The sequence below is a fragment of the Oscillibacter sp. MSJ-31 genome (genome assembly GCF_018918025.1).
In the GTDB taxonomy this organism is placed as follows: domain Bacteria; phylum Bacillota; class Clostridia; order Oscillospirales; family Oscillospiraceae; genus Hominicoprocola.
Window position 1 is genome coordinate 1 of sequence record NZ_JAHLPT010000027.1, and the last position, 19,468, is coordinate 19,468.

The following is a 19,468-nucleotide window of genomic DNA, read 5'->3' on the forward strand; positions in this document are numbered from 1 at the left end:
GCCGAGGGCATTTCCATCGGCGCGGTCGAAAACCTGCAAGGCATTTCCTGGCAGCGCGTCACCATCGAAGGAGAGCAGAACCATGCCGGCACCACGCCGACCGCCTACCGCGTGGACGCTGGCCTCGCCGCCGCGAAGGTCATCACCTTCCTGCGCCGCCGCTGTGAGCTGCCGGGCAGCCGCACCGTCGCCACCACCGGCTGCATCGCGTTCGAGCCAAACGCCATCAACGTCATTCCGTCCAGGGCTGTGTTCACCGTGGACGTCCGCAACCCCGACGCGCAGCAGCTCTGCGCCGAGGAGCAGGCGCTTGCCGACTATCTTGCGGAGCTGGAAAGGACCGACCGCGTCAAGATCACAGCCGAGCGGCTCAGCCGTTTTGATCCGGTACTCTTCGACGAGGGGATCGTGCGGCTCATCGAAGGCTCCACCGCCGCGCGGGGGCTTTCCTGCCGCCGCATGACCTCCGGCGCAGGGCAGGATGCGCAGATGCTTGCTCGCATCTGTCCCACGGCGATGATCTTCGTTCCAAGCGTCCGCGGCGTCAGCCACAATCCGCTGGAGCTGACACGCGACGCTGACCTTGCCGCCGGCGCCAATGTGTTTCTTGATGTTGTGGCACAGCTTGCCGTGAAAGAATAACAGTAAGCCGTTTTCCAGGGACGCCGCTCACCGCGGCGTCCTTTCTATACTCTCTCGTGCAGAGCGCACATATTTTGCGCTGCTGAAAACAATAGGACCTCTCCAAAAACGCACCGCTGTAACCAAAGAAGATGCTCGAAAAAGTAATAGCTTTCTTCGCGGAGTTGTGGTATGTGTTGTGGCTACCAAAGGAGGTAGCACGATGAACGATTACACGAAGTCCCTGCAAAAGCACTTTGACCGGCAGGAGCATAATGAACTGGATGAGCGGATCAGATGTGTGCGGGAAGAACTGCGTCAGGATTTGGGAACAGAGAGTCGGCGCAGACTGCTCCATCTGCTCGACGCACAGAACACCTTGCTGGTGGACTCCACGCTGATGAGCTTCACCGCAGGCTTCAAGCTTGCATGGGGCATCGCAACGGAGCTGGAGGCAGATGGTCTCTACTCCTTCGAAAAAGAAGACGAAGAACCTATAAGCGAGGTGAACACACATGGCTAAGAAACGCGCCAACGGAGAGGGCAGCATTCGCAAGCGGTCCGATGGACGCTGGGAAGGTCGCTACACCGCGGGTTATCATCCCGAGACAGGCAAGCGGATCATCAAAAACGTCCTCGGCAAGACGCAGGCGGAATGCAAGGCAACATTGAGTGCAGCGCTGGAATCAGTCAAGGGTATCGATGTCAGCCGTGCCGATGAGTATACCGTTGCCACATGGCTGCGAAGCTGGTACGACATTTACGCCAAGCCAAACATAAGAGTTGCCACGGCAGACCGCTACCATCTGATGGTCGAGCAGTACACGATTCCCCGCATCGGCAATATCAAGCTCACCAAGCTGACCGCACACGATCTGCAAAAGCTCTACAAAGAGCTGATGGAAAACGGTCGCATCGACCGCAAGAGCGGTCATGGCAATCCGGGGCTCAGCAGCACGACCGTCCGCAGCCTACATCTGATGCTGCACAGTGCCTTGGAACGGGCGGTCAAGGAGCGCCTAATCCTGCGGAACCCGACCGAGGACTGCATCGCACCGAAGGTTCAAAAAATCGAAATGCAGATTCTTCCGCCTGAGCACATCAAGGATTATCTGGAAGCTGCTGACAGGAGAGGACTGCTCCCCATGTTCTATCTGGAGCTGGTCACGGGCTTGCGCAAGGGCGAGCTAACTGCCCTTCTCTGGTCTGACCTCGACATCCAGAACCGCACTATATCCGTCAGCAAACAGTATGTGAAAAATCCAAACGGTGAGCTGGCGCTAACACGACCGAAAACAGAGACCTCGGTCCGCAAGGTCAGCATACCGCAAGAAGCCGTTGACCTCCTCGTAGCAGAACATAATAAGCATCCTGACAGTCCCTACATGTTTCCGTCGCCAATCACGGGCGAGATGTACTATCCCGATTCCATCGTAAACCTGCATAAGAAAATACTAAAAGACGCAGGACTGCCACACATACGCTTCCACGATCTCAGACACACCTTCGCCACGCTGGCACTACAGAATGGTGTAGATGTAAAAACGGTGTCTTCGATGCTCGGTCACTACGATGCAGGATTCACCCTGCGAACCTACACCCACGCAACAAGGCAGAAGCAGGACGAGGCAGCACAAACAATGGGCAATTTCATGGCTCAGGTCATGTAAGCAGAATAAGAACACAAGAGTACCAGAGAGAAGGCGAAACCTTCTCTCCGGTACTCTTTAAACCTATCCGCACATTTCCGCGTGTGGGTCACGGTGTGGGTCAGCAGTTGACCCACATTTTGGCTCGCACCATTTTCGGCGTTTTTGCAACAAAAAAGCACCGAAAACCGAAGTTTTCGATGCTTTTTGGAGCTGCTGGGCAGATTCGAACTGCCGACCTCATCCTTACCAACTGCCGTAGAGCCTTCCAGCCCCTGCTGTACAAGGCTTTTCGGTAATTTTTTATCCAAAAAGGATGAGGTCGCAGCCTGTTTGCTCCATTGTTTCCATCCGCTCATTTCCCCGTGTGGGTCACGGTGTGGGTCAAGCCACTTTCAGGACGCGAACGAGGGGCGCACCTCCGACAGCGGCAAACCAAGCCGCTGCGCCCTATCCCGCTCATAGGTGACACGGGTCACTTCTTCAATAAAGTCTTTCTCTTTCGGCGTGGCGCTTGCCCAGCGCACACTATATTTGCGGCACAGCTGAAAGAATATCTCATAAAAGCGTTCTTCTTCTGGATCCTTGCGGCAATACCACGCCGCATCAGATGCCGGTCTGGTTTTGTTCGTATCCATGCAAAGCACCTCCTCGCAAAAAAGTCAAACAAGATAGGTAAAGAAAATTCGTTTGGCGGCTTCGTCCGCAATCAAATACCTTGGTGCAGAAGACTGGAAGGTCGGGAGCAAAACGGCTCCAAAGTCTTCTTCATAGTGCTTCGCCAAGCTCGTCGTCTTCGCTTCAAGTACCACATCGCCGGTCAAACCGCTGTCGATGGACAGCTTAATGCCATAGGCAATCAGCAGCCTTCCAATTCCTCTATATTGGGAAATTCCACCGTCAAGTGTAGGATTTGACTCCGGCTGTGCCTCCATATACACAATGTGTACGACCAGCGCAGCCGGAAGGATCTCATACGCCGCCAGAGCAATCAGCTCATCTCCAACTCTGGCTGCGTATTTTTTATAGCCTTCGTTAGCTAAGTATTCACTCGCCCAAGAGGTCTGCCACAATGGTTCTCTATCCGTCAATGCGGCATCTTGTGGCGTCATCGGTTCAATAACTGCTGGCACCTGATGATTGGCAGCATCATAAACAAACGGACGAAACTGCACAGCTCTCACCTCACAAGCAGTATACCACGGTTTTTACGAAAAATGAAGTAGGAAATTGAAGTCACCGCATCCTCATATTCATTCTAAAAACGCACCGCTGTACCAATCAAAGAATATGTCCACACATTTGCCCTCTCTTTGTTAATCCCAAATACCAAAAGCTATAGGACTGCAAAAGCCATCTTGTCCACGCTCACATTGTCATATTTCGCACTACTGTATTCCAAATAAAAGTGCTTTTTAGCAATAGCGCGATAGTTTGTGCCAAACTATCGCGCTATTCTTTTCTTTACTGTCCGATAAATTTCGGTTTTTCCTTGCTTAAAAATGCTGTGACCGCCGTCTTATAGTCGCTGCTCATCTCACAGCGGCCCTGACAATCAGCCTCTGCTAAAATAGCATCTGCAAAGCCAGAGAATTGCGCACGGTTGATCAGTTCTTTGATGTTGGCATACGCGACCGTCGGTCCGTTTTTATACTTTTCAATATACTCCTCTACGCGCGCCTCCAATCGTTCGGGACTCACCGCTTCAGTAAACAGACCCCAGTCCGCGCCTTCGCGGCCAGTAAAGCGGCGCCCGCTGAGAAATAGATCGCTTGCACGCGTCGTACCGATTGCCCGGGTCACAAAATAAGTTGAGCCGCAATCCGGTACAAATCCGATGTTTACGAAAGCAAACAGGCACTTGGAAGTCTCACTCACAATCTGAAAATCACAGGCAAGCGCCAGTGCAATGCCTGCGCCCGCAATCGCACCCTCTACCCACGCAATGACAGGCTTCTTCACATGCCGTAGGCGCAGATTCGCCTCTGCACCCGCACGGCAAGCCTGCCGCGTACCTCTGACATCGGCGTCGATCCGCTGCTTCATCACATTCAAATCACCACCGCCGCTGAAGTTTCCTCCGGCACCACGGATAACGACAACACGCACCTCATCATCATAATCACAGAGATCATAGGCATCGTGCAGCTCCCGCTGCGTTTCAATGTTCAAAGGATTTCGCTTTTCGGGATGATTAAGCGTGATATAAGCAACATGATTCTTTACTTCATAAAGAATATGCTTGAATTCCATTTCATCTCCTGCTTTCTATTGATTTAATTGATGTTTACTACAAAAGTCCAACTGTACGCAACAACAAGACCCATAAAAAAAGGGTAAAAAGGCTTAGCGCTGAGGTCCAAACCGCACATTGCCGAGCAAGCTCGCCATCGCAGCCCATTTCCTCCGCCATCAGTGCACCGGCGACCGCCATCGGCGCGCCCCAGAAGCTGAGCATCGCACTGATGACCGGAGGCGTCAGACGGATCCATCCCGCATACTGCATCGCAAACGCAGTCAGAAGGCCGATGGCGGGCGCACCCAGCAGCCGCATGATAACGCAGGCGGCCAGTTCCCTCTTCATTCCGCCGACCGCGGAGAAATTGAGCTGTGCGCCCAAGGTGATCAGCACCAACGGGGTGGTCATATCTGCCAGATGCTTCACACAGGAGTAAAGGAATGAGAGGTCTCTCTCCAGCGAAAAAACAGGCGATCCATCCGAACCCTGCGGGATCATACCGCGGATCAGCAGACAGCACATACCGAAAAACAGACCAAGGATCATCGGATTTGTGGCGATGCTTCGAAGCACATCCCGTTTCTTTACCGCCTTTCCCGGCCGCTCTGCATAAGCGGTCAGACAAAGTACGGCGGCGATGTTGTAGTAGATGATGCCGGGCGCTTGAATGCCGGTTGCGATCACCCTGCCCGCATCGCCGCAGAGATTGCCCGCCAAGATCAGCCCGATCACGGCAAAATTGCTTCGGAAACTCGCCTGTATGATAACGCCTCGCCGACCGCGCCGCTTGGTGGCAAGCTGCGCAAGCACAAACCCAGTCGCCGTGATGCACAGAATGCTCACAAGCACCAATGCGATATATTCTGGGTGGATCGCCGATAGCGTGTCCAGCGAATACATGTTGCAAAACATGAGCGATGACATCGTAAAGCGAAATGCGAAAGCATTGATCTTGCGGATCACATAGTCATCAAAATAGCCCCATCTGCGCAGGAAAAAGCCAAGAACGATCAAAGGTATAATCGGTGCAATGGCATTAAAGGCATACAAAAAAGTAGCCAAAGCATTCCTCCATCGGTACCGCCGTACGGGATTCAATGTGGAGAGGACCTCTGCCGCAAAAGGCTGCGGCAGAGGCACTCGTCAAAGGAGATTGGGTATGTTCGTCAAGGAATCAGGCTGCCTTACGATTCTTTTTATAGGAGCGAAGCAGCGGCAGGCACAGCATGACAACTCCGGCAATGAGGAACGCGACGGAGATGGGACGGGAGAACCAGGGGAGTATATTGCCCTGTGTGGAAACGATCGCTGTGCGCAGATTTGTCTCCACCGTGTCGCCGAGCACATAGCCGAGTACGATCGGTGCCAGAGGGATCTTATTCTTGCGAAGCACATATCCGAGGACACCGACTGCAAGGAAAACGCCGCAGTCAAACACACGGTTGTTGGTGGAATAGGTGCCGATGATGCACATGAGCAGCACGATGGGATAGAGATAATTCATCGGAATCTTGAGCAGGTTGATAAAGCCCTTCATCAAGCCCCACTCCATCACATACATGATGATGTTGCAAAGCAGATAGCCGATAAACACGACGCCTACCAGATCAACATTGCGGGTGAACAGCAACGGGCCCGGGGTAATGCCGTGGACGATGAACGCGCCCATAAGGATCGCCGTGACAGTGTCGCCAGGAACACCCAGGCAGAGCATGGGGATCAACGCGCCGCCGCAGGTGGCATTGTTGGCTGTCTCAGAGGCAATGACGCCCTCCGCACAGCCCGTACCGTACATCTCGGGATGCTTAGAAGTATTTTTGTTATAGGTGTAGGCAAGCAGCGTGGAGGTTGTCTGGCCAACGCCGGGAAGAATGCCGACGCCGACGCCGATCAGCGCGGAGGAAGCAAACACCTTTCCGGTTCCCTTGAGCACTTCCCTGCCGGGGAACATGGGAACCTTACCGCTTTCACGGATCGTGCTGACCTCCTGCAGATCACGAACCTGCATAAGGATCTCCGTCATGGCAAACAGGCCCATCAGGCAGGCAAGCAGGGAAAGTCCTGCGCTCAGTTGCCATGCGCCGAAAGTAAAGCGCGGAACATTGGATAGAGAGTCAATGCCGACCATCTTGAGAATAACGCCGGCGATCGCTGCGATCAGACCCTTCGCGGTATCCTCACCGGTCAGGCTGACAACGATGCAAAGACCGAAAATGCCCATTGCGGCGTACTCCCATGTGCCGAACAGCAGCGCGAGCTTTGCCATTAGAGGGGAAATGAAGATCAGTGCGACCGCGCTGACGATCCCGCCGACGAAGGAGGCAAATACGCCAAGGGAAAGTGCGAGACCCGCTTTGCCGTTTTTTGCCATCGGGCCGCCGTCAAAGCAGGTGACAAGTGAAGACGGCGTACCGGGGATATTCAGCAGAATCGCGGAGATCAAGCCGCCGGAGATACCGCCGACATAAAGTGCAACGAGAAGGGAAATACCTGCCGTGTGCGTCATGGAGTAGGTGAACGGCAGCATCAGCGTGACCGCGAGACTGGCCGTCAAACCCGGAATGGCACCCATGACCATGCCAAGAAAGATTCCGAAAATCAGGTAGACCAGAATGATCGGTTCATTAAAGATTCCCTGGAATCCGGCGATAATAAATTGCATAACTGTTTCTCCTTTTTCTCTCGCTCCCGCCGTGACCTAAACCGGTCACAGCGGGAGCCGGAAGTGCGATGATCAGGAGTGGCTGTTGATGTATTCCACAGCGCGTTCGGCCATAGCATAAGCGTCTTCGGAGATCTGCTCGCACTCGGCGCCGGTGCAGAACACAGGCGTATAGTGCAGATTCTCAGAAACACCCTTCTGCCACTCGGGATCGGTGGTAGCAGTCTTATAGGCATCCTCAAGGTACTGGCGGACTTCCTCGGGCACACCGCTGGGAGCCATGACGCCACGGTGCAGGCCGTAAACGGTGCCGTCGGTGGTGCCCATGATCTCGGCAAAGGTACGCACGTCGGGGAGCCACTCAGAGCGCTCCTCGCCCCAGGTGCAGATGACCTTCAGATCGCCAGACTCAGCGTAGGCGACCATCTCAGAGGTCTGCCCGATGAAAACATCCAGATTGCCGCCGATGCAGGCGATACGGGCATCAGCCGCGCCGTTGTAAGGAACATAGAGAGCCTCAAAGCCGCCGATATCCATAGCAAGCGCCGCAGCCATATGGTTGGTGCTCAGATTGCCGGAGCCGCCCCAGGTCTGCTCGCCGGGACGGGAGTTGGCGTCCGCGACAAGGTCTTCCCAGGAATTGATGGGAGAGTCCTTGCCTACGACCACGCACATGGGATCATAGGCATAGCTGCAGATCCAGTTGAACTCTTTGCCGTAGTCCTGATCAAAGACGCCACCGAGATAATAGGCGGACATGCTCTCCGGATGGTGAGCAATATAGCGGTGGCCGCTCTGGTCGCCGTTGGCAACATCCATGATAGCGACAAGGCTGCTGCCGCCGACCATGTTCGTGACTGTGGTGGAGACCGGAACATCCAGCGCCTCAAGCGCATAGCGCGTGACGACGTCCAGACCGCCGCCGGCGGAATAGGGAACGACCACTTCGATCGTCTTGGTCGGGAAGTTAAGGGTAGTTTCCCCCTGCTGTGCAGGGGCGTTATCATTGCTGGGGGTTTCCTTTTGGCCGCAGGCGGTCATCAGACCGAGAAGCATGACCATAGCAAGTGCGAGAGCAAAAAACTTTTTCATTTCCTTCTCCTCTTCATGTTGTTTTTATTTAATTAGAGATGTTCCCGATTAAAACAGGGTGAATTCCGGAAGAACGACGGTAAGAACCTTTCCGAAAAGGAACCAACAGACTGTAGTGGTAAGGATCGCGCAGGCCGCGTACTTTGCGAAGTTTTTTACAAGCGCCTTGCCCTTTACCTTTTCGGTCTGCTCCTCCCAGCTGTAGTAGGCGATCAAAAAGAACACCAGCAGGAAGCTGCTCAGCAGGAAGCCGAGCTTTTTCAGCACCAGAATGTAGAGTGCGATCGAAACAATGGTGATAACGGTCGTGCGGTTAAAAACCAGCTCGCAGTCGCCATCCGGCTTTTTTACCAGTGAACGCACAACCAGAACAATGCCCAGCAAGCCAAGCAGAACCATTACAATCGTCAGATAAGTGCCGGCCTGTGCCGCCTTGATCCGGATGCTTCCCGGCGGGAGCGTGCTGGCATAGATCATATTTCCAACAGCAAACAGGATCATGACAGCTCCGTAGATCAAATCTCTCTTCCATTGCTTGATGCTTTTCTTCTTCACATTCGGCTCATTCATTGGACGAACCCCTCCTTTCCTTATAAATATTTTATAAAGTTTTTTGGCGGAAAACAATTGTTATTTGGTCGAATAATCATACCAGCCCTTTCCGGTTTTTCTGCCAAACTCCCCTTTTTTAAATTTCTCCACAACCAGCGGACTGGGCTTGTCGCGTTCATCTCCGGTGTCCGCGTAGCGGTCACAGCGGACATAGTAATTGACATCAATGCCGGTCAGATCCATCAGACGAAACGGCCCCATCGGATAGTTCAGCCCCTTTTCACAGGCGGTATCAATGTCCTCTACGCTGGCAACGCCCTTTTCCAAAAGCGAACACGCTTCATTGGCGACCGCCGCATTGATGCGGTTGGCCACAAAGCCAGGGATCTCCTTGCGGATCACAATGGGGCTTTTGCCAATGCTTCGAATGAACATACCAGCAGCGTCGATCGCCTCCTGCGAGGTATGCGGCCCCTTAACAAGCTCAACAAGCTGCATGACCAGCGCCGGATTGAAGAAATGAATGTTCATCAGGCGGTAGGGATCCTCCACCGCATCGGCGAGCTTGGAGCTGACGATATTGGAGCTGTTCGTTCCAAGAATCGTGTCAGCGGCACACAGCCTGCTGATATGCCCGAGGACTTCACGTTTTACCTCCAGCTTTTCAATAACCGCTTCAATAACGATGTCTGCTTGCGCCGCCGCATGGTCGATGTCCTGCGTAATGATCAGGTTTTCGGCAACCGTATCCGCTTCTTCCTGCGTAATCCGCTGCTTTGCAACACGCCCCTCGAGATACTCCTTCGCCCATTTGGCGGCCTTTTCGACCGCGGCGGGAAACGAATCACAGAGGAATACCCGATATCCGCAGTTGCGGCCGTAGAGTGCGGCACTCATCGCGATCTGCTGTCCCATGGCACCCGCGCCGATGACCGCCACGGTTTTTATCTGTTTCATACCCATAGCACTACTTCCTTTTTCTCTTGACACGGTCAAACTCTTTCAATAATGGTCGCCATGGACTGTCCGCCTCCGATACAAAGCGTCGCAAGTCCGTAATGTCCGCCGGTGCGTTGGAGACTGTGCAGTAGGGTAACGATCATTCGTGCGCCGGTGCAACCCAGCGGATGTCCCAGCGCGATCGCGCCGCCATTGATATTGACCTTCTGTGGGTCGAACCCGAGGTCACGAATGCAGGCGACCGACTGCGATGCGAACGCCTCGTTCAGCTCAATCAGATCCATTTGCTCGATCGTCATTCCACTGTGCTGCATGATCTTCCGTGTTGCGTAAACAGGGCCGTAGCCCATGATCTCCGGATCGAGCGCGGCCGTTGCGATATCAACGATGCGTGCGAGCGGTTTGAGGCCAAGATGCTTGACCTTGTTCTCCGACATCAGCACGACCACGGCCGCACCATCGTTCAAGCCGCAGGAGTTGCCGGCCGTTACAGTTCCACCCGGTTTCACGATGGACTTCAGTCCGGCAAGCACTTCCATCGTTGTTCCGGGCCGCGGAAACTCATCCGTATCGAAAGTGAAGGATTTTTTCTTCTCCCTCACTTCAACGGGAACGATCTCGTTCTTGAAATAACCAGCCCCAATGGCGGCCAGCGCTTTTCTCTGGCTCTCGACCGCGAAAGAGTCCTGCTGCTCACGAGTGATCCCAAAACGCTCCGCGACATTTTCGGCCGTCTTGGTCATACTCAAGCCCGCACCATAAATGATCGCGGGTGCTGCCGTGCTTCCGGCCTCAATATTGGAATCGACCAGCACGGGCTTATTGCCGCCCCAGCGGGCACCGCGCAGATAAACCGGCGCACGGCTCATATTTTCCGTTCCGCCCGCGATGACGGCGTCCGCCTGCCCGCACCAGATCTCCTGGCAGCCGGAAAAAACTGCCTGCATGGCGGACGCGCAGAGCCGATTGACCGTGAAGCCGGGGACAGACTCGGGCAGTCCCGCCTCCAGCGCAACGCAGCGTGCGATGTTTGAAGCCTCGGTGCTTTGCCGCACCTCACCGAGAATGACCTCGTCAATCTCGTTTCCATTGGCGCCCGAACGCCGCAGCGCTTCCTTTACGACCAGCGCGCCCAGCTCGTGCGAGGGAACGGTCTTGAGCGATCCGCCGTACTTTCCGATTGCTGTGCGCACCGCCCCCACGATATAAACATCTTCGAACTTCATATGATCCCTCCTTGCCTTGCGAAGAAATTTATCCTACGCTTATCACTAAGCAAAATCCGTGCCAACCAGAATCGGCACGGAAATTTTTCGGCTTTCTTGAATTTGGGCAGGATATTGGGGGGATTCTTTCTTGTGTTTTCTATTAATGTATGGTATGCTTCCCCTGCATTTGGATTCTGCAATTGCGCAAATAAGTGCAGTTGCAGAAGTAATTGCACTTATTTGCATATCAATGCACTTTGTGCATTTGCACTTCTCCTGCTCTGCATGAGTTTTTTGCAGAAGTCTGCACCATTTGCAGACCTATCCTGTTGGCACGGTTTTTGCTTGTTTATTGATTAGAAGATCAGCGGGCTGTGTACCGCAGTCGAAAGGAGTTTTTCTCATGTCTATGAATTTAGAAGGTATCCGCGTCGTAGAGCTGACGCATTGGGTCGCCGGCCCACTGACCGGACAGATCCTCGGTGAGTGGGGTGCAGATGTTGTTCACGTTGAACGTGCCGGCGCGGGCGATGTCACACGCGGCAACGGCCCATTCTATAAGGGAGAAAGCCTTTACTACCGTGCGTTTAACCGGGACAAGCGCTCTGTCACGCTGAATGTTGGCACGCCCGAGGGGCACGAGATCATGATGCAGCTTTTGGGGAAGGCGGATGTATTTGTCACGAACTATACGGCGTCTTTCCTGAAGAAGAACGGCCTGACCTATGAGGATGTCAAGGCGCGCAACCCCGGCATCATCTACTGCTGCATCAGCGGCTTTGGCCTGACGGGCCGCTATAAGGACAATAAGGCTCTCGATATGGTCATGCAGGCCATGTCCGGTCAGATGGCATGCAACGGCGAGCCGGACGGTATTCCGTATAAGACCGGCACGATCTCCGGCGATTACAACGGCGCGTATCAGGCTGTTCAGGGCATTCTTATTGCTCTGCTCGGCAAGCAGCGCACAGGTCAGGGCCAGCTGATCGACATTTCGATCACCGCCTCGCTCATCTGCGGCCTTGAGTGGCGCATCCCAGAATATCGTCTGACGGGCAAGACCTCCCTGCGCACGGGCAACCGCCGCCCGACGGTTGCACCCTGCAATCTGTACGCGACGAAGGACGGCTATGTATACATCGCTGCCTCCAGTCAGAAAATGTATGAAAAGCTCGTCGAACTGATCGGCGATAAGCAGATGCTTGATGAGCGCTTTTCCGACAACGCGCACCGCATCGCAAACATTGAGGAACTGGAACAGATCATTCTCAACTGGCTGTCTGACAAGGAAACACTTCCCATCGTCGATGTTTTGCAGGCTTCCGGTATACCGAGCGGCCCTCTGTTTACACCGATGGATCTGGCGAACGACACTTATGTAGACGAGCAGCAGATCGTGATCCCGGTCGATGACCCGGTCCTTGGCACGATCCCGGCCATGGGCACGCCGATCAAAATGACCTCCGGTTACCGCAGTGAGCATCGGGGTGCTCCGGCACTCGGCCAGCATAACAGTGAGATCTACCGTGAGGTGCTGGGCTGGGACGATGCAAAGCTCACCGAGATGAAAGAAGCGGGGATCATCTGATGGAATTTGAAAACATTCTCTTTAAGATCGACTCTGGCATCCTTTTCCTCACGCTCAACCGTCCGGAGGCACGCAATGCGCTCACGCCGGAAATGTGGCACGATATCAGCACCGCTGTCCACGCGGCACGGGACGACGATTCTGTAAAGATCGTTATCATCACCAGCACCGGCGACAAGGCGCTGGCGGGAGGCGCGGATATCCGCGAGATCCATGACCGCGACTATCTGAAGATGCTTCAGGGTACATCCTCTCTTGCACTTAAAGAGATTGAGGATCTTTGCAAGCCCGTCATCTGCGCGATCAATGGCTATGCGCTCGGCGGCGGCTGCGAACTGGCGATGGCGTGCGATATCCGTATTGCGACCGCACGCTCCAAGTTCGGTCAGCCGGAGGTCGGCCTCGGTATCATGCCGGGCGCCGGCGGAACACAGCGTCTGGCACGTCTGGTTGGCGTCGGCCGTGCTAAGGAACTGATCTTTACCGGGCGTATCATCACGGCAGAGGAGGCGTACCGTATCGGGCTTGTCAATCAGATCACCGGCGATACCCGCGAGGAGCTGATGGAGGCCGCTGTGCAGATGGCGCACAGCATCGCGGCAAAAGGCCCTGTCGCGGTGGATCTTGCAAAGCTCGTGATCAATCAGGGCTTTGAAACGGATATGAATACGGCATTGATCCTTGAGCGCCTTGCACAGACCATTGCCTTCAGCACAAACGACCGCAAAGAGGGTACGGCGGCGTTTCTTGAAAAGCGGACGGCGGCTTTCACCGGTCATTGATCCGCGAACCGCAAACGCTGCGGGCAGTAAAGATGTTCTGCCCGCAGCGTTTGTGTTGAACTTTTTTGCGAACATGATTATAATACGGATGGTGCATCACCCTGTGCATTGTGACCGCATCCCGGACAGGAGGAACGACTTATGCCGGACAGCTTTGATTATCAAGACATTCTTAAATATATATCCCTGCCCAACATCCTCGATAATCTTGATGTCGGCGTAAACATAAATGATGCGGAGGGTCGTTTCCTGTTTGTCAACATGGTCACCGTCAACTGGAGGAACATTCCCCGTAAGGAGTTCCTGAAAATGAATGTGCACGATTTTTCGCCGACTATGGATTCCTGCGTATTTGATTTGGCTTGTCAGGAAAAACGGCGGGTCAGCCGTCTGCAATATTACCGCAATTCACAGCAGGTAGATGGCACACCTCGGATGCGCATTACGACGGCGACGCCCATTCTGGATGATTCCGGCAATGTGCAGTATGTTCTTACCATGCTACAGGATATCTCTGATTTTGAGGAGACTTACCACCGGCTTCTGGCGGATCACAAGATTTTAGACCGGTATAGCATGAATCCTCACACGGATGTTGTCGAGTCAGTCGGGCCGGGGATCGTCGGGCAGAGCGCCGAGTTTCGTCAAATGCTCTCGATTGCCGATCAGATCGCACCGCTGGACTCGACCGTTCTCCTGTATGGCGAATCGGGCAGCGGCAAAGAGGTCGTGGCGCACTATATCCATAACCATAGTGACCGTAAGGATCAGCCCTTCATCACGGTGAACTGCGCGGCATTTCCCGAAAATCTGATCGAATCTGAGCTGTTTGGTTATGAGCGCGGCAGCTTCACCGGCGCGAATCGGGAGGGCAAGGCGGGCCTTGTTGAAAGTGCGAACGGCGGTACGCTCTTCCTTGATGAGATCAATTCGCTTCCGCTCTCTGTGCAGGGAAAGGTACTGCGGACGATCGAGGACAAGAGCATCCAGCGCGTAGGCTCTACCCATTACAAGAAGGTCAATTTCCGCCTTATTGCGGCAACAAATCGGAGTCTTGAAGCGATGGTGCGCGGCGGCTCGTTTCGTGAGGATCTTTACTATCGCATCAATGTGATCCCCCTTACCATTCCGCCTATACGCAACCGCAAGGAGGATATCGTTCCCCTCTGCCTGCACTATCTGCACTATTTTTGCCAGAAGTACAACCTGCAAAAGAGCTTTTCCGATCAGGTGCTGGAAGATCTGAACCAATACGAATGGCCGGGTAATGTACGCGAGATCCGCAACTTTGTTGAGCGTATTGTCGTCATGACACCGTCCTCCGTCCGTGAGATCAAGCATATCCCCATGGGTATGCTCACGAGCGAGGAGGCGGAACGCCCCCAGCGCGAGGGGACGCTCCACGGCTCGCTTCTTGCCGACACGAACCCGCGCGGATACCGCAGCGAGGAGCTGACAAGGGAGCGCGTCACCGCCGCATTGAGTAGCTGCGGCGGCCGCCGCAAGGATGCTGCCCGTCTGTTGGGCATTTCTCTTCGCACGCTTCAATACAAGATTCGCGAATATCATCTGTCTTCCCGCTGCCGCTACGAGGACTGATCTCCTCCGCGGCGGGCACCTCAAGGAGGCGACCGCATGAAATTAGAGCAGAATATTGCACAGGTGCAGCGCCTTGCGCTGACACAGTCCATGCGGCAGTCCTTGGACTGCCTGCAAATGTCCGCGCTTGAGCTGAACGAATACGTTCAGGAGCTTGCGCTGTCCAACCCCCTGCTGGAGGTGCAGCCGCCCACCTATTACGAAGTTGAACTGCCGGCAGAGGCACCCACGGCGTGGGATGAACCGCGCCGTGCGGCAGAGCCTTGGGAAAAGCCCGATGATTGCTTTACAAGGGAAAAGACCTTTCGGGAATATCTGTACGATCAGATCGGACAGACCAAGCTGGTGGACAGCGAAATGCTTCCGCTCTGCCTCTATCTGATTGACTGTCTGGATGAGCGCGGCTATCTCGACTGTCCGCTTGAGGAACTGGCGGCCGAGACCGGCTGCTCTGTCTTTTCGCTTGAGCAGGCACTCTATGCCGTACAGATGCTCGACCCGCCAGGCGTCGGCGCACGCAGTCTTTCGGAATGCCTGGTGCTTCAGCTCGTGCAGGGTGCAGACTTTAACCGGCTCACACTTTCCATCGCGCAGAATGGGCTGGAGCTGCTTGGCTCACGCAATTATGCCGGACTGGCTGCGCAGCTTGGCGTCAGCGTGGGCGAGGCGAAGCGGGCGGGGAAGGCCGTCCTTGCACTCAATCCGATCCCTGCGCGCGGGTTTTCATCAGGACGGCAGATCGCCTATGCGGTGCCCGATGTGGTTTTCCGTGCAGAGCACGGTACTGTGGCCATCGAACTGAATGAGCATATCCTGCCCCGCATTTCCATCAATGAAGATTACACGCAAATGCTCCGAGGCGCAGCGGAGCCGGAGGTCGCACAGTACCTCAAGGAGAAGCTTTCCGAAGCGCAAACGCTTGTCAAGGGGATCCACACCCGCTGCGATACTTTCCTCCGGCTTACCCGTGAGCTTGCGGATGCGGAGCAGGATTACTTCTGCCGCGGCGGTGCGCTCCGCCCCATCACCATGCAGCAGCTCGCCGAAAAAATGCATATCAGCGTTTCCACTGTCAGCCGCGCGGTGCAGAATAAATACATCGAGTTTCAGGGCAATACCATTCCCGTCCGCAGCCTCTTTACGACAGCGCTCCGCTCGGATGAGGAATTGTCCTCGCACAGCGTCAAACAGCGCCTTCGCGCGCTTATTCAGGCAGAAGCACCCGACGCACCATTGTCCGATGAAGCGCTCTGCCGCGCGCTCGCTGCCTCCGGCCTGAAGGTCAGTCGCCGTGTAGTCTCAAAATACCGCATCTCTATGGGAATTCCATCATCTGTGCTACGCAAACATTAAGTAAACAGTAAACGCACAGCATGTAGTCGAAACCAGTACGGTAAGCGACCATTACAATAAACACTACAAGGTGGCCGCCACGCTCGATATCTTGTCCTCTGAACTATTTACAAATATATCATTCCCTCCCGTTGCTATAGCGTGGTTTAGAAGTAACCATTTTGCCTGCCATATCTCTTTTGGCATCTTGTATGGAACCCCGCCCGTTGGAGCGGTCGTACGAGCGTCTGCCATAGAAGCGACTCAGTTCCCTGCGCTTTTCGTAGCCCTTGAAGCTCTCTTCGACCGTGCAGGCTATTGATGTGGCGCGCCTAAATCCTTATAAGGCCTGATCTCGCAGCTTTCCGGTGAGGTCCACACCGTAAGTGTGGCCTCAGGCATTCATGGACCCCGTAGGGCATTATGACCACCCTGTACGCAGGAAGTTCCATGAAGGTCGACAGTTTTTTGGCGCTGTACCGGCAGCGCGGGTGTGTACCCTTCCGTTGAAAGCGGAAAGGACACAAAATGAACGACAACGTCGTTATCGTCTACAATGGTGAGCAAGTATCAAACCTGCTAAAAAGTCAAGCCCTAATTAAAAAAAGTTATCGGCAGGAAAAGAGTATAGCAAAGCAGAGGCGGCAAAGCGGATCGCCTGGCCGCCTCAAATAAAGTATTGGAGATCTCAGCTCATTCTATTGCCGACAAACTGCGGTAGAACTCTGTGACCTTGCCATAATAGACTCGGAGGAACTTATTCAGGCCTGCCACCATGGCAAGTTTACCACATTTTCCTTCGCTACGTTTTTTCTCAATGAAAGTGAAAATCGGATCGTTTGCCGGTTTGTGCATCACATAGCTCTGCATGACTTCGTACCCGGTCTTACGCAGATAGCGATTTCCCCGCTTGGAGATATGCCGGTTATTCGCGCGGAATTTGCCGGACTGGTACGGCGGCGCATCGATGCCGGCGTATGCGATGAGAGCCCGCTTGCTATGAAAGCGGCGGACATCTCCAATCTCCGCAATCAGGCGCGGAGCCAGCGTGTCCCCGATGCAGGGCATTTCGCGCACGAGAGAATATTCCGGCAGAGTCTTGGCGAGAGCTTGCATCTGTGTTAAAATAGCGTCACGGGACGCCTCCACCGTGCGGAGGACTCGTATCGCTTCCGTAATGACGATCTGCGTGGATGGTGCATCTACATCAACACAATTTTCTTCAATAGATTATAAAATTCATGCTATGGCATGTCAAGAGATGCCCACACCTGTAGCTTACCATGTATTTTCCCACTCTTGACAACCTCTCGCACCCGCTTTATACTAATAACAGGCGAAAGCCGAATCTCGCGGCTTTCCGGTGAGGTCCACACCCCGGTGTGGCCTCAGGCATTCATGGGCCCCGTAGGGCATTATGACCACCCCTGTACGCAGGATGCTCCATGAAGGTCGACAGTTTTTGGCGCTGTACCGGCAGCGCGGGTGTGTACCCTTCCGTCGAAAGCGGAAAGGACACAAATGAACGACAACGTCGTTATCGTCTACAATGGTGAGCAAATATCGGTGCCAAAGGAGGTCGCAGACTTCCTTGAGCAGGATCGAAAACGGGAACAGGCGCAGGAGAAGCAGGACGCAAGGCCCCTGAGTAAAAGTGAGTTTGAAACGGTGCTGTCCGGCTTTGAGTGCGTCAAGCGTCCCGTGGAGGATGCGGTGCTCGGGAACCTCCGGCTTGAAAATCTGCGGGGAGCCATTGCGGAACTGGACGTGCAAGGTCAGAACCTGCTCTCCCTCCGATACAGCGGTGAGCTGACGATGGAGGAGATCAGTCAGATCTACGGCATCTCCAGAATGGCGGTATCAAAGCGGCTGAAAAAGCTACACGAAAAGCTGGGAAGCTCTGTCTCATGACAGGGCTTCTCAGTTTTTTTGAAAAATTTTTATTTTCCGGTTTACAAATGCGCTCTGAGTGTCCTTATAGGTGAGAGGCAAATCCGCTCCTCCATCGGAGCGTGGCTGAGTTGGCCGCAGCCTTACCGCCTCATCCGAACACAAAAGGAGCGTGTATGACTATGAATCCATTTGAACAAAGCAAGCGACAACTACTACACTTTCTGACCTCCCAAGCCGAGCGGGAGGTCGTCGATTACATCCGTCAAGAGATGCAGCAGGAGATGCCGGATAGTGTACCAGCCAAAGATGAACTGCTCACTTTCTTCCGATCCCCGGATGCGCCGACCGAACTGGACACCTACCAGCAAATGCTGGTGACCGACAAGCTGTTGGAGTATGCAGAGATCAGTCTGCGTACTCTCTGCGACCTGATCCGCTACCAGCAGCTCAAGGAGTTTGGCATCGTCCATTCCGCAAAGGAGTTCATCCAACTCTTTCACCCCAACGAACAGGAGGACACCCCATGAATCAATTCAGTAACAAAAACTATTTCACCATGCCGAACGAAATCTTTTCGCTCGGACTGGACGCAAGCGAGATCGCAGTGTATGCCTATCTTCGCTGTCTTGAAAACCGACGCACCTATCAGTGCTGGCCGAGCTACACTACGATCGGCAACGCAGTTGGCCGCGCAAAGAACACGGTCATGCGATACGTTGATGCGCTCGCAGAGAAAGGTCTCGTCTCCACAGAGCCAACCTCTGTCCTGATGCGTTCCGGCATCAAGAAGAACGGCAACCTGCGCTACACCATCCGGCCGATCCGTGAAGCCATAGAAATCTTTCACGCGCGCCAACTGTCTGCGGTCGAGCGCGCAGCAGAGCGGCAACAAGTTCAGCGCAAGCTGTCCGAAATGGATCTGCTGCCCGGAGCATGAGGAGAAAGGAAAAGCGCAATGAAGCATTCCACCTACACAAGCTATGATGATCTGCCGCTGATGCTTTCCGTTGCAGAAGTTGCTGCTGTGCTCGGCATCTCTCGTGCCGGTGCTTATGAGCTGGCACGAAGCAACAGCTTCCCCGCGCTCAAAATTGGCAGCCGGATCGTTGTTCCAAGGGATAAGTTTCTCGCATGGATCGACGCGAACAGCGGTTCAAAAAACGCACCGCTGTAAACCTGCTAAAAAGTCAAGTCCTAATTCAAAGAAAAGTTATCGGCAGAAAAAGAGCATAGCAAAACAGAGGCGGCAAAGTGGATCGCCTGGCCGCCTCAAATAAAGTATTGGAGATCT

Annotated in this window: 23 protein-coding genes; 12 read left to right on the forward strand and 11 right to left on the reverse strand. The window is 54.3% G+C overall.

Translation table 11 applies throughout. The features are described from left to right. The 3 genes from KQI17_RS12085 to KQI17_RS12095 all read left to right on the forward strand — a co-directional run. Positions 1-642 (forward strand): M20/M25/M40 family metallo-hydrolase (locus KQI17_RS12085; RefSeq protein ID WP_216496465.1); only part of this gene is annotated, 642 nt, incomplete at its 5' end. Positions 643-844: 202 nt separating this feature from the next. After that, positions 845-1,144, forward strand: a complete 300-nt coding sequence (locus KQI17_RS12090) for a hypothetical protein (protein ID WP_216496466.1) — start codon at positions 845-847, stop codon at positions 1,142-1,144. Then, a complete protein-coding gene (locus tag KQI17_RS12095; protein ID WP_216496467.1) occupies positions 1,137-2,291 on the forward strand; it encodes a site-specific integrase in 1,155 nt (384 codons plus the stop codon). The genes KQI17_RS12090 and KQI17_RS12095 overlap by 8 nt, the downstream gene beginning before the upstream one ends. Here KQI17_RS12095 and KQI17_RS12100 read toward each other — a convergent pair. From KQI17_RS12100 to KQI17_RS12145, 10 genes are all read right to left on the reverse strand, one after another. Further along, positions 2,279-2,629 (reverse strand): hypothetical protein, encoded by a 351-nt coding sequence (locus KQI17_RS12100; protein WP_216496468.1) that lies wholly within the window; start codon positions 2,627-2,629, stop codon positions 2,279-2,281. The genes KQI17_RS12095 and KQI17_RS12100 overlap by 13 nt on opposite strands. 36 nt (positions 2,630-2,665) lie before the next feature. Then, on the reverse strand, positions 2,666-2,908 hold the full coding sequence (locus KQI17_RS12105; RefSeq protein WP_216496469.1) for a hypothetical protein: 243 nt from the start codon (positions 2,906-2,908) through the stop codon (positions 2,666-2,668). Positions 2,909-2,932: 24 nt separating this feature from the next. Continuing rightward, positions 2,933-3,445 (reverse strand): hypothetical protein, encoded by a 513-nt coding sequence (locus tag KQI17_RS12110; RefSeq protein WP_216496470.1) that lies wholly within the window; start codon positions 3,443-3,445, stop codon positions 2,933-2,935. 289 nt (positions 3,446-3,734) lie between these two features. Continuing rightward, positions 3,735-4,523, reverse strand: a complete 789-nt coding sequence (locus tag KQI17_RS12115; RefSeq protein ID WP_216496471.1) for an enoyl-CoA hydratase/isomerase family protein — start codon at positions 4,521-4,523, stop codon at positions 3,735-3,737. Positions 4,524-4,560: 37 nt separating this feature from the next. After that, positions 4,561-5,571: an AEC family transporter gene (locus KQI17_RS12120; protein WP_216496472.1), complete on the reverse strand. Its 1,011-nt coding sequence runs from the start codon at positions 5,569-5,571 to the stop codon at positions 4,561-4,563. Positions 5,572-5,683: 112 nt separating this feature from the next. Continuing rightward, a complete protein-coding gene (locus tag KQI17_RS12125) occupies positions 5,684-7,171 on the reverse strand; it encodes a tripartite tricarboxylate transporter permease (RefSeq protein WP_216496473.1) in 1,488 nt (495 codons plus the stop codon). 72 nt (positions 7,172-7,243) lie between these two features. Next, positions 7,244-8,263, reverse strand: coding sequence for a tripartite tricarboxylate transporter substrate binding protein (locus KQI17_RS12130; protein WP_216496474.1), 1,020 nt, complete (start codon positions 8,261-8,263; stop codon positions 7,244-7,246). 48 nt (positions 8,264-8,311) lie between these two features. After that, complete coding sequence (locus KQI17_RS12135) at positions 8,312-8,833, reverse strand: tripartite tricarboxylate transporter TctB family protein (RefSeq protein WP_216496475.1); 522 nt, start codon at positions 8,831-8,833, stop codon at positions 8,312-8,314. A gap of 60 nt (positions 8,834-8,893) precedes the next feature. Beyond that, the gene (locus KQI17_RS12140; RefSeq protein ID WP_216496476.1) at positions 8,894-9,778 is read right to left on the reverse strand and encodes a 3-hydroxyacyl-CoA dehydrogenase family protein; all 885 of its coding nucleotides are present in this window, start codon (positions 9,776-9,778) and stop codon (positions 8,894-8,896) included. Between the two features lie 29 nt (positions 9,779-9,807). Beyond that, the gene (locus KQI17_RS12145) at positions 9,808-11,001 is read right to left on the reverse strand and encodes a thiolase family protein (protein ID WP_216496477.1); all 1,194 of its coding nucleotides are present in this window, start codon (positions 10,999-11,001) and stop codon (positions 9,808-9,810) included. Between the two features lie 385 nt (positions 11,002-11,386). Between KQI17_RS12145 and KQI17_RS12150 the strand changes: the two genes are divergently transcribed. From KQI17_RS12150 to KQI17_RS12170, 5 genes are all read left to right on the forward strand, one after another. Continuing rightward, entirely contained in the window at positions 11,387-12,571 is a 1,185-nt protein-coding gene (locus tag KQI17_RS12150; protein WP_216496478.1) for a CaiB/BaiF CoA-transferase family protein, read from the forward strand. After that, positions 12,571-13,353: an enoyl-CoA hydratase-related protein gene (locus KQI17_RS12155; RefSeq protein WP_216496479.1), complete on the forward strand. Its 783-nt coding sequence runs from the start codon at positions 12,571-12,573 to the stop codon at positions 13,351-13,353. The genes KQI17_RS12150 and KQI17_RS12155 overlap by 1 nt, the downstream gene beginning before the upstream one ends. A gap of 141 nt (positions 13,354-13,494) precedes the next feature. After that, entirely contained in the window at positions 13,495-14,952 is a 1,458-nt protein-coding gene (locus KQI17_RS12160) for a sigma-54-dependent Fis family transcriptional regulator (RefSeq protein WP_216496480.1), read from the forward strand. 36 nt (positions 14,953-14,988) lie between these two features. Next, entirely contained in the window at positions 14,989-16,305 is a 1,317-nt protein-coding gene (gene rpoN, locus KQI17_RS12165; protein ID WP_216496481.1) for an RNA polymerase factor sigma-54, read from the forward strand. A gap of 507 nt (positions 16,306-16,812) precedes the next feature. Then, entirely contained in the window at positions 16,813-16,959 is a 147-nt protein-coding gene (locus KQI17_RS12170) for a hypothetical protein (protein WP_216496482.1), read from the forward strand. A gap of 18 nt (positions 16,960-16,977) precedes the next feature. On the opposite strand, the gene KQI17_RS12175 is transcribed toward KQI17_RS12170, so the two are convergent. Next, a complete protein-coding gene (locus tag KQI17_RS12175) occupies positions 16,978-17,400 on the reverse strand; it encodes a transposase (RefSeq protein ID WP_216496483.1) in 423 nt (140 codons plus the stop codon). A gap of 405 nt (positions 17,401-17,805) precedes the next feature. Between KQI17_RS12175 and KQI17_RS12180 the strand changes: the two genes are divergently transcribed. The 4 genes from KQI17_RS12180 to KQI17_RS12195 all read left to right on the forward strand — a co-directional run bounded on the left by KQI17_RS12180 (position 17,806) and on the right by KQI17_RS12195 (position 19,351). After that, a complete protein-coding gene (locus KQI17_RS12180; RefSeq protein ID WP_216496484.1) occupies positions 17,806-18,195 on the forward strand; it encodes a sigma-70 family RNA polymerase sigma factor in 390 nt (129 codons plus the stop codon). A gap of 155 nt (positions 18,196-18,350) precedes the next feature. Continuing rightward, positions 18,351-18,704 carry a hypothetical protein gene (locus KQI17_RS12185; protein ID WP_216496485.1) on the forward strand — a complete coding sequence of 118 codons (354 nt, stop codon included), beginning with the start codon at positions 18,351-18,353 and terminating at the stop codon, positions 18,702-18,704. Further along, positions 18,701-19,114, forward strand: a complete 414-nt coding sequence (locus KQI17_RS12190; protein WP_216496486.1) for a helix-turn-helix domain-containing protein — start codon at positions 18,701-18,703, stop codon at positions 19,112-19,114. The genes KQI17_RS12185 and KQI17_RS12190 overlap by 4 nt, the downstream gene beginning before the upstream one ends. An 18-nt stretch (positions 19,115-19,132) precedes the next feature. Then, complete coding sequence (locus KQI17_RS12195) at positions 19,133-19,351, forward strand: helix-turn-helix domain-containing protein (RefSeq protein WP_216496487.1); 219 nt, start codon at positions 19,133-19,135, stop codon at positions 19,349-19,351. Positions 19,352-19,468 lie beyond the last annotated feature (117 nt).